Raw genomic sequence first — 16148 nt, 5'->3', positions numbered from 1 at the left:
CCTATTTTATTTGATGACCTGCCCATTTATACCCGATCCCCCAGATAGTCACGATATATGTGGGGTTTACCGGCGAATCCTCTATTTTGGCTCTTAACCGCCGGATATTGACATCTACCACTTTGGGATCACCCATATAACTGCGCCCCCATACCATGTCCAACAGTTCATCCCGGTGAAAGGCTTTCCCTTCATTCTCCATAAACAATTTTAAAAGAACATATTCCGTCGGAGTAAGCTCGATTTTTGCCTCTTGCTTAAAGGCCTCTTGGGCATATATGTCAATGGTGAAGGGACCGCTTTTTATCCTTTTATGTTCTTTTGTTTCATTCTTGATATCTAGCCTTCGGGACAGAGCTTTCACCCGCAATATCAATTCTGCTGTATTAAAGGGCTTTACTAAATAATCGTCTGCTCCGTTTTCAAGACCTGTAATCTTATCGGCGTCCTGACTGCGTGCCGTAAGCATTACAATTCCCATACTCGAAAATTCTTTTCGTAATGCTTCGCAAACCTTAAATCCGTCCATACCGGGCAGCATCACATCCAGTATGACGATTTGAGGCTCTTCCCGTCTTGCTTTTATAATACCTTCTTCTCCCGATTCGGCCTCTATCACCGTATATCCGTTACGCTCAAAATTTATTTTTAAAAATCTCCGTATATTGCTCTCATCCTCCACAATAAGTATCTTGTGTCCCATTTTTTCTCTCCCGATGATTTTGAAATATGATAATATGATTATAACATATTGTATTTCTCTCCCAAATACTTAATCTAGTGTTCCGAATACATAGCCCTGTTCTTTAAGATATCGGATAATTTCCGGCAGCGCTTCCACCGTGCTGTGCTTTCCTGCGGAATCGTGCATGAGCACTACAAGATGGTCTTTCCCTCGTGAGGTTTCTTTAACCCGTTGAATGAGCCGGGAAGCATCAGTCTTTTTCCCCTCGGCATCTCCGTTCAAACAGTTCCAATCGACATATCCGTATCCTTGCTTTATGATTTCTTCTCTAAAAAGCACCTTACTCTTTTCAAAAGACCCCCCTGGAAATCTGAAAAGTCTTGTTTGAAAGCTCTCCCCCAGGATATTTTTAAGAACCGAATCCGCCTGCCTTACTTCTTTCATAAAGCTGCTTACATCGGCATAGATCTTCTTGTATTTATGGGAATAAGTATGGTTTCCAATCATATGTCCTTCTTCTATATGTTTTTTGATCAAATCCGGATTTTTTTCTGCCAGTGAGCCGATAACAAAAAATGTAGCATTGATTTGGTTATTCTTTAATATTTCCAATATTTTAGGTGTGATATCCGGAGTAGGGCCGTCATCAAAAGTTAGATAAGCGATTTTTCTCCCATCAGGCTTATAAATATTTTTTAATCTTTCCGCAATATCCTGGGTATCTTTCATTGTTGTATCCTGAGCACCCTGCGCCTGCGGCTTCAATGCTTCCGCAATATCCGTGTCGTCAGCTTTCAGGTCTGCTGCCATATCTGCTTCCTCTTTTTGTTTTAAGATATTGCGCTGTAAATCCATACCTGTATTCGCTTCATTGGCATAAACCGTATTGTTGAAAAAGACATCTGCCGACTGTGAAACCACTGATAAAGTCGCAATTTTTTGAGCCGAAGAAATCAGACTAGGGGACTGGTCTGCTGTCAGGCCTGATTTTTGGCCGGACTGCGGCCCTGTCCCCTTGTGTGATTTCTGAACAATCAAGTAATTTTTCAGCGGCCTCGCCGACTGTACCTGTCTTTTTTCGCTATTTGCTGCAGAAAGGTGTTTTTTCCCTAACGTATTTATGAAAGACACCCCGTAAGTAAACATATATATAAATACGGCCATGCACGTCAAATATATCAAAACTGTTCTACGGTAATTTTGCCACTTCAGACTTTTTTGTTCAGCTTGTCCCTCCATAAAATGCCCCATAAAAAATAACCCCCGATGTCGAATTCTGAAATTCTATTTATATATAGAATACTAAATTCCGACATTATGAGGGTTACAATATAGTTACAGATTCATAGACTTTCACGTACCCAATCTAACTTTTATATGCGTTGTATTTCTTAATTTATATACAAACAAAGACACCAAGTCTTTTCTCCTTAGTGCCTTTGTTTTTTCTATAATCAAATTTTTTAGACAAACAAAAAGTTTCTCATAATGCGAATATGTCGATTGCTTTCTTTAATGCTTCATTAAAAAATGCGAAGTCATTCGCACCTTTCCATTCTTCATAGGTAAAATCAAACTTCAATTTCTTTCCAAGCCGGAAGTTTTGCCATCATGCCTTTGGCAGCATTCCGGGCAGCTTCTTCATCTAACCCTTGTGTTTTGACAATAAATCCTGTCATACCTTTTAGCTTTTCATCATAAGACTGCATAGTACCATCAGGCCTTGCACAAAATTTGCAGTAATCCTTACTCTCATCCCCCATCGCAAAATCTTCTTTTGTTTTCATCGGCATTCCGCAAGCAATACATGTCTTCATATTGGTTAACCCCTTTCTTCACTCTTTCTATGTTAATAAATCGAACTTTTTCAATAATCTTGTACATGTCCCGTTCCCATGTCTTTCTTTCACTCTGCAACCGATATACCTATAAATTGATATATTCCAATATCATCACCGACACTTTGTCCTTTAATTTGAGACACCTCAATAGTATCTTCATCTAAGACAGCATTTACTCTCCGGGGTTCCCAGCCTCTGGTATTGTTTCTTATCCAGTCTCCAACGCAAAGACCGTGTTGAGGGATTTTTATAATAGTCTCAGTAGTTCCCTCCTGAGCTATTAAATTTTTTTGCTTCGAGAACTTTTCTATAGTGTCTCCGGCAGCTTGCCCTTGAATAGCATATTCATGAGCTATAATGTCAGGGCCTATGACCTGCACTGTCCTGAATTGATTGTTCCTCTGTGTATTTACTACGGCATCATTAGCCTTCAATAAATGATTTGATATTTTTATAATTTTCTCCTCCGTCGTTTTGGACGTAATGACAACTCTAAACGGAAGAACCGGCATATCTACGTCGTTGTACAGGCTAATATTAGGATAGTTGACCCAAGCATATCTCACTCCTGCCGGTTCTAAAATCTCATCATGCCACACCTCTACAGTATTGTTCTCTGTGTTAATGATTGCATTCGCCATATGCCATTTCCCCTGCTTGTCAAGAACTTGGAAGTCTTTTGGAATATCCTTTTTAAAGTAAATTCTCCCATAATGGTTGTCGAATCCGATAATTGCTTTATTTCCTTCAAATTCACAATACTTAAGCTTAGCGCTTTTTCCTTCAATTTGTTTTCCATATATCAGATCCATTGCTAAATATGCAAGGCGTCTCCCAATCTCTTTTTTTTCTTTAGGATGTATTTCTATCGGATCCTTATCCGACAAATCTATTGCAGTAACCAGTCCGGTATTATCCATACCTGCTACTCTCATCTGAACATCCCGTATTATCGGCCATTCATTCCTGTCGGTTTCATAATCATTGTAACTGTAACCGGCAAGCTGAACAAGCATGGCGGGTAAGTGTGAATCCTTAAATTCCATTCTTAAACCCCGCAAATAATCTCTAAGCAGGGACTCATATTTGTATCCCAGGTGGGTGCTGTTTTCTCCCTGATAATATATAACTCCTTTTATAGCAAAAGGTGTAATGGGTTCCATAAACCCATTCCAAAAGCCCGACATAATCGGTTCATCATCTCTTTGGATATAACCGCTTTCTTCAGTAATAGCATTGGGCATAAAAGCTTCCACAGTGGTACCGCCATACGTCATTCTAATAATACCTATAGTAACATCGTTCAATTGTTTGTTTAATTCAAGTAATTTTTCCGCAAAAAAAGTCCCGATTGCCGAGGAATAATCAATCGCCCATCCCTCAGAATACTCCCATTGTCCTTTACTGGTAAAATTCGGTGTAACCGCTGTGATCTGTTCACCTGAATAAAATCTCAAATTTGATTTACCCTCGAATTTTTTCCGCGTTTCTTCCGCTCCGTAACATTCGTATAAGAACATTTCGGCATTTGATTGGCCCGCTACAACAAATACCTCACCAACCTGAATATTATTTAGTGTAATGGTATCTTTAGTATTATTAACAGTTAATGTATACGGACCTCCATAGGGTTCCGGGTCAAGTTCCAGATACCAATGGCCGTTTTTTACAGTGGTCGTTTTGGTCTGCTTTTTAAATTTGACAGTAATGGTTTCCCCTGAAACTCCTCTACCCCAAACAGGAATTTTTTTATTTCCCTGCAAAACAGCTCCCGATGATAATATATTGGGAAGTTCTAGATTATAATTCACTTTTCTAATGCCGGCATCCAGCACTCTTAATATTATATTAGCAGTATCTGCACGGCTAACCAAGCTATCTCCCATAAATCTGAAGGAATCACTTAATCTAAGATAACCTTCGTTATAAGTATAAAGGGCCGCATTCTGATAGTTACTCGGAATAAACTTATAATCCCTGATAAAAGATGCATATTTTTTATCTCCCGTTAAATTCCCGTTAAACCTTGTAAGCATTAATGCTACATCATATTTGGTAATAGCCTTATTATAATCCGGAAATTCATTTTCTTTAATAATTCCAAACTCTATTCCTCTATTCATATAATGGTCAGCCCAATCAGACTGGTCTTCAGGATACTTTTCACCTTTCAGGGTAAGCAACATTTTTATAAATTCCGCCACTGAAACATGTTCATAGGGTCTAAAGGTATTATCAGGATGGCTATCTAGTATCCCCCTATTAATTACATATTTTATTTGTCCATACGCATCGTTTGATACTATATCTTGAGGATTAGTAGATATATATTTCTTTAATTGTTCCTCATATTTTTCAAACTCATGAACATCATAGAGGTTTATATTATCATAGCGTACAACAGGAGGCGTCCCCCAGCTACTATCCGTATATCCTACCGTTCCGAAAGCCGGTCCTGTAACACCGGATTTTATTCTATATTCACTGGTATCAGTATATTCAAGCAGCGGCTTATATTCCTTCATAGGATTTGTCGGACCATCGATGTAAAATTTTATGCTAACATTATCTTCATATGTATTTTGAATGAATAGACGGGCAGTGTAATCCACGTTCTCCCTTAACAAATAATATCCTTCAGCAAGGGGTTTCATTTTTGTCGGTGCCGCCGTATTTATTATCGCCCATTTAAATTTAAACTGATTTGCCACCGTGTTTTGCATATAGTAAGTAACGGCATAATATTCATTAAAATCTTTATCCTTTGAGCGAGGAATGACAACCGCGATTGGCCTGCCGGAATGACCTTCATTTCCCACTTTCTGGACATTTATAGTAAATTCCATTGCATAATTCTGTTTTTTTGCCCATAAGTCCTCAGCCAAAGCAGCGCGCTGCATATATCGGGCGCCACCCAGTTCCAAAGCTCCCGTATCTGTAATAGTATTTGTTTGTTTCTCCACATTATTAATTTGCCATATTGTTTTGTTTCTTTTATCAAGCACCCGGTTATTCTTTAAAGATTTATCAGAAAATGCTTCATGAAAATAACAGTATCCATCACTTATATCTTGTCCATCACTTATATTCGGTACCACTTCAGAAGCCTTAACCTCAACACAGAATATGACTAAAAAAACACCAATAAATAAAAAACGTATGAATGTTCTACTCATTATTAAAAACATCTCCTTTTTTAATTAAGGAACAGTGAAATAATAAGTTCCGAAATTTTCAGCGAGGGATTTTTTCGTCAGGCTAGGCGAAGGCCTTTGGCAATACTGGCGTATGGCAAAGGTCGACAACGACGCATGGCAGAAAAATAACCGCTGAAAAATCGGAAGTTATTATTTTGCTGTTCCTAAGCTTTACAACCTGTTATTTATAGCTCACAAACAACGATGGAAATATGTGTTCTTCATGATATATAGCTTTTTCTGCGAGTTCCCAACTTATTTTTATGATATATAAGTTGTAATAAATATGTTACATCCGCTACGCCACGGGGACAGTTCCTCAGGCACATAAAAAACATATGTGCCAGACGAACCGTCCCCATGACTCCGCTTTGCAACTTATATAGTTAAAATATTTTATATTCTCAAATGCAATTTTAACGGAATTGAGGCAACTCGTCTTTTGTAATAACATAATCGTGTTGATAGGCTTTTTTCAACATCCATGCTTGTGTGTATTCGTCCGAATAGGACTTCTGATCTTTTGTAAGCACAAATTCACCGCACCATGTCATATACCAAAGCCATTTTGTCCCTGTTGCCAACAAAGAATCCGGATCCGGAATTACTCCGGTTTCTGTGAGTGCAGCCATTTTATGTTTATCAGTATACACTTCCACTGTTTTAAACTCTTCATCCCTGGGAGAGTAATCGTTTTGGGGTCCATAAAAATCTATTCCGACAATATCTACCACATCATCACCCGGATACCACTCCTGATTCTCACCGTTCCAAACCCATATCAAATTAGATAAGTGATGATAATTTGTCATCCTGTCAAACATTATTCTCCACAACTTTTTATAAGGCTCGGATCCTTGGCTTCCCCACCAGAACCACCCACCGGATGCTTCATGTAACGGTCTCCATAGTACCGGAACTCCTTCTTCCTGAAGTTTCTTCAATTCTTCAGCAATAACATCAATATCACGAATCATTAACCGGTATTCTTCAGATTCTGTGTTTTCGATTCCTTTTGCGAAATTAAAAGTAGTTGCTTCGGTATAAAATCCACGATACCATTGCTTATCGGGTCCTTTGTCGATGAGATTCATGGGTGCATTCCAATGCCAGCAAAAGGTCGCAATTCCTCCTTCACGCCACCATTGAATTGCTTTTTCCGTGTCAATCCCTTTAGCTCCACGTTCCACTCTGGAAACTGAGTAATCCATAAAATCAAATCCAAGGAGTGCAGGTTTCTTTCCCGTGATTTGATAAATTGCCTCCACTTCCGAAAAATCCTCAGATAAATGTTGACCGGAAAGAATCTTCTTCCCGTAAATGTCTTCCAAATATTCCATTAATTTCATAGTATTCGCATGAGTGACTGAAGAAAATTCTTTCTTTTTCTCTTCACCTATCATTTGAATATTTTTTTCACTTTCCACCATTTGTGCACCGGCATCAACTTTTTCTTCAACCATTGTCACTTGAGTGTTTTCTTCACCCTCAACAGTTTGTGCTCCGGAATCAATTTTTTCTTCAACACTTATCATTTGAATGTTTTCTTTACCTTCCATAGTTTGCGCGCTGGAATCAAGTTCTTCTTTACTATCTGCGACATTATTGTTTTGCTCATCTTCCACATTTTTTATAGCCAAATCGGAATCTTCGTTCATATCTTCCGTAAGATTGACCGGGGGAGGCAAGTCTGCTTGGTGATGATGATAACCCATAAGATAACCGATATATAACAGTACTATTGTATATAAACCATAAAAGATAACTCTATTTGCAAGAAATTTTTGTCTTAAGTTAGTTCCAAACATTGCAACATCTCCTATTACATGTCGTTATTAATAGGCCAATAATGAAAAAAGTTGATCGAAAGAAAAAGCGGAAAGCCGATTCAAATCAATAAATCCCCCGTAAAACTCGTTACTCTCTAAATTCTGCATATTTTTCAACCTTTTAACCGCTAAGTAATAAAGCTCCTCATCATTATTCAACTTTGCAATACAAGCAGCTATAGCATATATTGCAGGAGATTCCACTGCATTAAGGGGTTTTCCTGCTGCAGAATAGCTGCCATATAAACCCCGCTGCTTAAGTTGTCTTTTTAACCAGCTAAGGGATTGGTAATCTTTTATTCCTACCTCAGATAAATGCATCATAATCATTAAATTTTCTATTGTAGGGAATCCTTCGTCTTCGGTGAACCATTCATCTTCATAAAAAGGCAAACCCTTAACCTGATGATTTAATATGTTTTCCATATTTACATCTGACAGTTTGTTCCATCTTGTATCAAACTGCTCCATCAGCTGCATTGCTTCAAAATCATAGTATACAAAAGGTGCTTTAGGACTATCCGGCGAATCATAACTCTTAAGATTATCTTTAGTTATACTGTGCATAAGCAGCTGGGTTGAAAGTCCTTTGGCAATAGCTTCATACTCATTTTTTTTCCATTTCTCAGCTGCCCTAATCAATGCTTTAACTATCCTTAAATCATCAATGGTGGCATTAACCGTCTCTTGGTTGCTGCCACGGCGAATACGCCATTTAACAAGCCGGTTGCTGTTCATAAAATGATCCGTCAATATATTGACCTGTATTTCAAACTTTTCCGGCTCATCCCTCTTCAGATGATAAAGCATCAGAAGACCTACTGACTCCGACAAAATATCTTCTCCTGAGGCGTTTTCTCTTTGCTCCGAATCGGTTAAGTTTGTTCTAAAGAAACCGTCTTCTATAAAATACTGATTAACAAATGCTTCCAGCGCTAACCTCTCCTCCTCATATCCTGGGAACTTGGTATATTCTCCCAGATTTAACTTAGAGGACTGTTTTTGAACAAATGAATAATAAAGCCCTATTCCTAGTATTAATAATACAATCGCGAGGCCCGGTTTCCTGAAGAAAGGTTTTCTATCCATAGCAAAGCCTCCAACACCTGATTTACTCAGATTATCATTTATTCTTTCTATTTTTAAACATATAAAAACCTAGAGCAATAATAAAAAATAACACTAGTGCGCCTGTAAATATAAAATAATCTCTCATACTCTTAGTAGAAGATTGTACTGTCCCGACGATCGGTCTTTCATCTTGATCCTTTTGAAATCTAAAATTTAATAGTTCTCCATCTCTACTAATAATCGCTGCATCTCCTGTAACTAGCCCCCTCTTGTCATCTTCCAAAAAATCCATAGCTTTGACAATGCAATCCTTATCTAACGATGTAATAGTCATAATTCCTTTATTGCCATTATACGGTGAGGTCTTTAGTTCTAAAAAAGTAGCAGTAGTTGATATTTCCGGTAACAATTCAACTTTTTCATTGGATAAAATACGGCTAAATTGGCTGTCATATTGGAACCACAGATTTTTATTCATACTCTTTATAGCACTATTCTCTTCTGGAGTACCAAAGATGATTAAATTATTATCATGATACTTTTCATCAAACATAGAACCTTTTACAGCATCAATAATTCCTTCATTATTTTTTACACCTACTCCCACTAACTCAGCAATTTTACCGGCAATTCTAAAGTCTTCCCTTGTAGGATTATCGGGAATTATGATTGTAGTTAAATCCAAATCATCGTTTCTCGAAAACGGAAATGGCAGATTATTCAGCAACATAAGCCTTCTTTCCTGCCTCGGGAAATAATAATAAGAATCCGCATTGATATACGCCCACGGTATGCTTGTCAAATATTGCTCACAAGTTAGGATACCGCTTGGTATAAGTTCAAACACGATACGGACATCATAGTAATTATTCCGTCTTAAAGATTCCGGCATATAAAAGGTCATTAAATGCAAATCTCTCTTGTCCCGGTCCATCTTCTGACTTCCTATAGGAACCCCATTTACATATACCGAAACCATGGATTTGTCAAAATCAAGATTATCCGAATATCTTATATTTAAACTGATATTTGATTCGTTAGCCAATACCTGATCAGAAGGAATTCTCAAGCCTATATTAGCAACCTGTTGATTGATTCCTTCAACTTTAATACCATTAATGCCCAAATCGTTTAGATAAATATAATCACTCATTCTTTGTTCTTTTATAGCTGTATCTAATTCCGGCATCAGTTTAATATAGTTATCTTCCATTTGTGCTTTTAAGTCACTGTTATTAAGCGCTTTTACAGCTTCAACTAGTCTATCTCCATTATCAGAAACAATTGCAAATATAGGCTTTCGGCCATCATTTACTGTAACTCTGTAAATATTAGCATTTTCAGCATATATATTTTCTTCATTGTTTATGATAGTTTTGAGCTTTTCCGGCATACCATTATACTTGCCGATGTAAATAAGGCTATCATAATGACAAATAGACGGGTTACTGGCTGTTATTAGTGTGCAAGGTACTTCATAACCGGAACTATATGTTTTCATATGTGCAATCAAAGTCAAGGCGGCAGAAATTTCTTTATCGGTATAGTCATCGGGAATAGCTACCCCTATACCCTGTGCTTCATCAGCATACATACCTGCAAAAGGTCTTGGGAAATCCGATATATCTCCGGATGAAGCCACTTTATCATATTTTATTACATAATTTGTGTTTCCGTCAATAATTACCCAATTGGCAATGTTCTTGTCATCTTCGCATGGCTCATCCGTTATTCTAGAATGGGTTCTGACTTTCAACTCATTATAACCTTTCTTAATCATATTAACGGGTATGTTAATTTGCCAGCTGTTGAGCAACTCATCCTTTAAACTTTTTATCTTCATTGACTTTATGGGAATATCATTCATATAAACAGTAAAATATGAATTATCTATTCTAATTAATTCGCTAATCTTCCAAAATAAATTGAATTTAAAATCTACCGTCTCCATATCTTTATCTACATTAAAAAACCACTTACTTTCACCATTAACACCTCTTAATTCTATATCATCTATAACTCTATAAGTATATTCCAGATTTCCTTCAGGCGTTTCATTAATGGTTATTTGTTTTTTTTCTCCAGGTAAACCATCAGTTATTTTACCAGATACATCAACAGATTCTTCAGCAGGTTCTTCGACAGGTTCTACTGCTGCTTTATTATCGGCTGCTGTTTTATTAAGATAGGCAGTCATCTGCTCCTTGGTGAGTTTTACAACATGGGCTTTTTCCGAATACTGCCTTGCTACGCTTACATCTTGTGACGCCTCAATTTCACAGCAATATATTCCATAAAAGATAGTATAAAACGATGTGCTTATCTTATAAGCATCAACACCTTTATTTTTTAACTGTTCAATATAATTGTCTGCATGTGCTTCATTTTTAAATACCTGCATCTGAATACCATAAAATACATCGTTTGTTTGTGCTTTGACTTGCATAACACTAAATACCATTTGTAGAATGATTATAATGCTTAGCATTTTTTTCATGTTCCGCCCCCCTAGAATCTCTCAGTTTTATACCAGGTTATTTGTCTTTTGAATATAGAATCATTGATGAAACTAACCAATCCGATAACAGCAACAATTGACCACAATTTGCAATAAGTGAAATACATTATTAAAGTGATTGCTGTGTTAGCCCCATTTATTTCTCCCTTTTCAGCGCTTAAAGCAATTAGAACAGATAACACAAAGAGAATATAGGCCATAAACCATAGCAGCAAACTATACCCCATAATTGTGGTTTCTATAAAGCCTCCAAAACCAAGTATAAAAATCATGTCAGAAATTATAGAGGATGACAAGAAGAGGACATAAACCGCAGCAAAATAAAGAAGATCAAATCTTATCGGGCCTGTATTCCTATCAAATAAATACTTGAAATTCTTTATTAATACGTAATAATTACCCTTTACCCACCGCTTTCTTTGCTTAAACCACACTGACAGAGTCTCAGGCTCTTGTTCCCATGTTGCAGAATGAGGGCAGAATCTTATATGATAACCCAACTGGTAAATCCTAAAACTAATTTCCGTATCCTCTGTTATAGCGTCCGTATCCCAACCACCAAGTTTATCCAGGATACTTCTACGAATAATAAAATTTGTCCCGGGAATTGTACACAACTTTAATAGCTGCCATCTACCTGCTTGGGCCATCCATTGAAAATAGACACCTTCGATATTAATAAATTTTGTTAAAAGATTCCTATTCTTGTTTCTGCACCTAAATTTACCGATTACCGCTCCCGCCTTTTTATCCTTTATGATTGCGTTGACTAATTCTTTTAACGCCTGTTTTTCCGGTGTATTATCGGCATCATATATCACAATAAATGAACCTTTGCTTTGAGTAAACCCTATATTTAAAGCATTCGATTTACCCTTTCCTCCAATAATACTGTCAGTATTAATGATTTGCAGAAGTCTTTCGGGATTATCCTCTTTAATTTTTCCAAGGATTTCTGCGGAATTATCATTGGAATTGTCATTAATAACAATAATCTCATACTTGTCCTTATCGTAATCCATCTCCAAAACAGATTTCAACGTTTTAGCTATAACCTTAGCCTCGTTATGTGCCGGAATCAAAACAGAAATAAAGGGCAAGTCTTTGTCAGGTATAAGTTCGTCACTTCTTTTATAATTTTTTAAATAAGAAACAAACCCGCTGATTACAAGTATTTTGTTCATAAGAACTACAATCCAAATAGAAAACAATGACAACAGCAAGAGATAATCATATATATTCTGCAACATAAAATATCACGTCCTTAAGTCTTAAAAAATTTCTTCACTTCAAAACGCTTTCCAATAAACACCATAATTATTAATGCACTAAGTAGTATAGTAGCTACAATAACAGCTGTACTGGTGAACCTTGATATATCATAACCTTCAGCAGTTTGTTCCTGTTCCAAATTTTCACCCCTTATTTTTTCCATCTCCAAATCCTTAAACATTTCAAGCTGTGTTTTTTCCTCTTTTGATGAGCTCTCATTTTCAATCGTAGCATAATTGGTATCCTTTAATTTTTCATAGTAATCTTCAGTCAAAAAACTTCTTATAGCAACCTTTTCAAGTCTAAATATTTTTAATAAATCCAGTAGCTTTTTTTCTTCATCCTCAATAGATATATACACAGATTGCTGATTGTATGGATATTCTTTTTGCTTATAACGAAAGATATCAAAGTGATTAATATCAACACCATTGATAATGGTATATTGATTAAGCACCTGAGAAACTTCCAACAAATCCCTATCCGTATCCACTTTTCTTTCACTCTCAGTTGCAAGAATGAATGGCAGCTTTAAATCTGCAAATACTTCCGTTCTAGTAAATATCTTGTCTTGTGGCATGGTTATTCCCATTATATCAAGACCTCGTTTACGGTATTCGTCCACAACTTTCTTTAATCCAATCCCGGGGTCTAAATTATACGTACCGTTTTCATTTTCAACGGGGTAATGGATAAAGAGATGCCCTCCCCTTTTGCTCACATATTCGATAACCTTTACATATGTATCAAAAGCCTCAAGTTCATAGTTATCATAAACGGGCATAATCGTTGCGATAAATTCAATTCCTTTATCATTTAACATCTCTGCCATATCCATCAGTTTGTTGAAATCAGAAAAAGGATAAACCTTATTGATAACTATTATGACATCCGTGGAATTCAAGCTTTCTTCCGGGATAATCAATTTATTGTCAAAAATCACCACTTGCGAATCATTTAAAGTATCTAAAATCCGGTGATATTTTTCTACCGACTCAAAACTTGAAGCAGCAACAATAACTATAGCATCATCTTCTATTTTTTCAGGGGGAAGCTTCTCTGCTTGAAGCAGCAGCACATCATGTCCCCTTGATCTCAATTCCATATACTGCAAAAGTATATCACTTGTATTTGCACCGTAACCGTACAAATGATCGTATACTAATACATACTTTGCAGGCTTTTGTAATGCATATGCGTGAATATTATTCAAAGTAATGATAAAAAGCAAATAAATAATAATATGCTTACATATAACAAAAGATTTTTTGGTATACATTTATACATCAAACTCCAAATCTTTTTCAGCCTTTTTAAAAAGCTCATAAGGACTGCTGGTTTCTTGTACATTATACCGCACCAATCCCACCTGGACTTCTAGCCAAAATCTATTAATTTTGGTATCATCATTAAAATTGATATTTTTGATTGTTTCTTTCAACCTGTTCTTTACATATTCTCCTCCATCTTTATTTGCTAAGAGGATAATGCCAAACATGTTAACATCTCTCAATATATATTTCTTATCTTCTTCCCGAAGCATTAAGCTAATCGCTGTAGATATTTGATTCACTATTTTAATGTATTTTGATTGTCCAAGGATTCCGATTACCTCGTTTTCATATTTAATTTTCACTAACATTAAATAGACTTCAATATGATATCTTTCATTGATTTTCATAAAAACCTGCAGTTCATTGAAAAATGTTTGAGAACTTAATAATCCTGTATCTTTATCAATCATAACAAATTCGTTATTTTCTTTTTCTAAACGGCTGTTCCGCTCTTGAATATTTCTAATTAATCCTCCATAATATGAAAATGTAATGGAGAATATCGGTACAGTGACCATCCAAAAATAAACATCGGCACTAACAGGTACTCCCTTAGAGATATTTAAAAAGATATGAATACTGGCATATAAAAAAATAAAAGTTATTGAATACAGCATTGAAGTCATAAAATTTGTATAGTAGCCAATAATCGTTCCCAACATGACAATAAATATCAGAAAAACATTCATGGGATTTTCATTTAATCCCATATATGAAAAAGCAATAATTAAGAAAAAAAACATGGTTATTATGACAACACTTGTTAAATCAATTTTCTTTATCATCTTGTTCTCCATCTTTTCCATTATAGCAGCTCCTTTTTAATTAATCTTTCAGTATTTCTACTCTTATAGATCATTGAAATTGCATAAGCAAAATAATAATAAAATAGTATGTCCAACGATACTGTCGTCATAAAAAGATGCTTTTTTAAGTCCGTATCTCCTGCAGCAATAAATGATATTAACACTTGAGAGAATCCAGTTAAGAACACGTAGAGCATTACAATTTCACTATAGAAAACTGTACGCACAGCCCCCTTATTCCTATATTCCACCACCTTATTTATAGCCAACGCTAAACAAATTACAAAGAAAAAATAAGCAAAGTTGGAGGAATGAGGAATGTGATTTTCCTTCAAATAACTCCACAATCCAAAAAAATTTGTTCTCTCACCATACTCTTTCCCTGAATCTCTTTCATAATTTCCTAAGACCTCGGGTCTTATGGTGTAACTGTTTTTCCATGCAAATTCCATAATTTTAGAAAATGCACTGGGATTTTTCAAATAATAAATAGTAACAGAAAATATATTATACCGGCTATAAAAGTTTTTTAGTAATATTTCATCCTCCGGATGGATTACAGGAGTCCTGTCAAAATAGATTGTCTCTGATAATAAAGCAAATTGTTCATCAATGCCTGCTTCTTTAGTCACTGCTTGAACATCCGGCTCAAACAGCATTACACCTCTGGTGATCATGTGGTATTTGTTGATAAGGTAGATTCTGTCATCAATCATAAAATACATCAAGATTGAAGACCCCAGCAAAAGAGATGCCAAGATAACCGAAAGCACCTTTTCTTTGTTAGGAATCTTAAAATACAACACCGATGTCAATAATGCAAAAGAAAAGATTCCATTTAGCGAAAACTGGCTTTTTGAACCCATAAATATAAAACTGGAAATAAAATATATAAACAAATATCTTTTTCTAATATCCCCACCCAGTGAAAATTTCAATAAAGATGATATCGACAGGAGGTAAAAAGGATAAGCAACTCCTTCTCCAAAAAAGCTATTAAAATAAGCAGTATAACCTATATCACCAAATATAATCACAGCAACTAATGCCATAAGATACTTAAAGCTTTTATGCTCTACCATTCCTTCAACGACTTCAATCATCCAATAAATGCTTAATGCAAGAACTGCAAGACTAATGAATGCTATAAATCTGATATCAAATTTTCCGTCATCAGTAAATATATCATCCAAACCCATAGCAATCTTTATGATTATACTATGAGTAGATTTTGCAGTTCCTTCTACTCCGTTATAATACTGCAACCTGTCATATTTGTGATTGAAGTAACCGAAATAATCATTTGAATCACGCTGCTGTTCGTGCTTTAAACCATTTGGCACCATTATTCTACCGAAGTCTCCGTTATCTGCTAAACCAATCAGCGGCGATATAAATAATGCATATCCGGAAATTAAAAATAGAATCAGCACGGCAAATATTGATGGTTTCATAATTCTATACATTAATCATACCCCTTTGGCAGCTTTCTCCTATTTAAATACTATGAATTCACTTAATAGATAATTTGTACAAATTACTATTATACTCCCAGCAATTTTAACCCCATATTGATCAAGTTCCATCAATGTTAT

General features: G+C 35.8%; 11 protein-coding genes. All 11 read right to left on the bottom strand.

Going from position 1 to position 16148, the window contains the following annotated elements:
• Window position 1 precedes the first annotated feature (1 nt).
• A complete protein-coding gene (locus QKW49_RS22990; RefSeq protein ID WP_282864965.1) occupies window positions 2–703 on the bottom strand; it encodes a response regulator transcription factor in 702 nt (233 codons plus the stop codon).
• 69 nt (window positions 704–772) lie between these two features.
• A complete protein-coding gene (locus QKW49_RS22985; RefSeq protein WP_282864964.1) occupies window positions 773–1936 on the bottom strand; it encodes a polysaccharide deacetylase family protein in 1164 nt (387 codons plus the stop codon).
• A 320-nt stretch (window positions 1937–2256) separates the two neighbouring features.
• Window positions 2257–2502, bottom strand: coding sequence for a zinc ribbon domain-containing protein (locus QKW49_RS22980; RefSeq protein ID WP_282864963.1), 246 nt, complete (start codon window positions 2500–2502; stop codon window positions 2257–2259).
• An 89-nt stretch (window positions 2503–2591) separates the two neighbouring features.
• A complete protein-coding gene (locus tag QKW49_RS22975) occupies window positions 2592–5702 on the bottom strand; it encodes a sialate O-acetylesterase (RefSeq protein WP_282864962.1) in 3111 nt (1036 codons plus the stop codon).
• Between the two features lie 437 nt (window positions 5703–6139).
• Window positions 6140–7531: a glycosyl hydrolase gene (locus QKW49_RS22970; RefSeq protein WP_282864961.1), complete on the bottom strand. Its 1392-nt coding sequence runs from the start codon at window positions 7529–7531 to the stop codon at window positions 6140–6142.
• Window positions 7532–7558: 27 nt separating this feature from the next.
• Window positions 7559–8641 carry a glycosyl hydrolase family 8 gene (locus tag QKW49_RS22965; protein ID WP_282864960.1) on the bottom strand — a complete coding sequence of 361 codons (1083 nt, stop codon included), beginning with the start codon at window positions 8639–8641 and terminating at the stop codon, window positions 7559–7561.
• Window positions 8642–8675: 34 nt separating this feature from the next.
• Window positions 8676–11120: a cellulose biosynthesis cyclic di-GMP-binding regulatory protein BcsB gene (locus tag QKW49_RS22960; protein ID WP_282864959.1), complete on the bottom strand. Its 2445-nt coding sequence runs from the start codon at window positions 11118–11120 to the stop codon at window positions 8676–8678.
• 11 nt (window positions 11121–11131) lie between these two features.
• Complete coding sequence (locus tag QKW49_RS22955; protein WP_282864958.1) at window positions 11132–12391, bottom strand: glycosyltransferase; 1260 nt, start codon at window positions 12389–12391, stop codon at window positions 11132–11134.
• Between the two features lie 14 nt (window positions 12392–12405).
• Entirely contained in the window at window positions 12406–13692 is a 1287-nt protein-coding gene (locus QKW49_RS22950; protein ID WP_282864957.1) for a hypothetical protein, read from the bottom strand.
• Complete coding sequence (locus QKW49_RS22945; RefSeq protein ID WP_282864956.1) at window positions 13693–14553, bottom strand: diguanylate cyclase; 861 nt, start codon at window positions 14551–14553, stop codon at window positions 13693–13695.
• Window positions 14553–16019 carry a hypothetical protein gene (locus tag QKW49_RS22940; protein WP_282864955.1) on the bottom strand — a complete coding sequence of 489 codons (1467 nt, stop codon included), beginning with the start codon at window positions 16017–16019 and terminating at the stop codon, window positions 14553–14555. Before QKW49_RS22940 ends, QKW49_RS22945 begins: the two co-directional genes overlap by 1 nt.
• Between the last annotated feature and the right edge of the window lie 129 nt (window positions 16020–16148).

It is taken from the genome of Petroclostridium sp. X23 (assembly GCF_030013905.1).
Classification (GTDB): Bacteria; Bacillota; Clostridia; order SK-Y3; family SK-Y3; genus X23.
The sequence above is the reverse complement of the archived record's forward strand: the minus strand, read 5'-3'. Positions and strand labels throughout refer to the sequence as shown.

What these genes read in the sequence shown, in the direction of transcription:
- QKW49_RS22960 (WP_282864959.1), bottom strand. Translation starts at nt 11,120, where the DNA reads ATGAAAAAAATGCTAAGCATTATAATCATTCTACAAATGGTATTTAGT.
- QKW49_RS22980 (WP_282864963.1), bottom strand. Translation starts at nt 2,502, where the DNA reads ATGAAGACATGTATTGCTTGCGGAATGCCGATGAAAACAAAAGAAGAT.
- QKW49_RS22985 (WP_282864964.1), bottom strand. Translation starts at nt 1,936, where the DNA reads ATGGGGCATTTTATGGAGGGACAAGCTGAACAAAAAAGTCTGAAGTGG.
- QKW49_RS22965 (WP_282864960.1), bottom strand. Translation starts at nt 8,641, where the DNA reads ATGGATAGAAAACCTTTCTTCAGGAAACCGGGCCTCGCGATTGTATTA.
- QKW49_RS22955 (WP_282864958.1), bottom strand. Translation starts at nt 12,391, where the DNA reads ATGTTGCAGAATATATATGATTATCTCTTGCTGTTGTCATTGTTTTCT.
- QKW49_RS22970 (WP_282864961.1), bottom strand. Translation starts at nt 7,531, where the DNA reads ATGTTTGGAACTAACTTAAGACAAAAATTTCTTGCAAATAGAGTTATC.
- QKW49_RS22940 (WP_282864955.1), bottom strand. Translation starts at nt 16,019, where the DNA reads ATGTATAGAATTATGAAACCATCAATATTTGCCGTGCTGATTCTATTT.
- QKW49_RS22950 (WP_282864957.1), bottom strand. Translation starts at nt 13,692, where the DNA reads ATGTATACCAAAAAATCTTTTGTTATATGTAAGCATATTATTATTTAT.
- QKW49_RS22945 (WP_282864956.1), bottom strand. Translation starts at nt 14,553, where the DNA reads ATGGAAAAGATGGAGAACAAGATGATAAAGAAAATTGATTTAACAAGT.
- QKW49_RS22975 (WP_282864962.1), bottom strand. Translation starts at nt 5,702, where the DNA reads ATGAGTAGAACATTCATACGTTTTTTATTTATTGGTGTTTTTTTAGTC.
- QKW49_RS22990 (WP_282864965.1), bottom strand. Translation starts at nt 703, where the DNA reads ATGGGACACAAGATACTTATTGTGGAGGATGAGAGCAATATACGGAGA.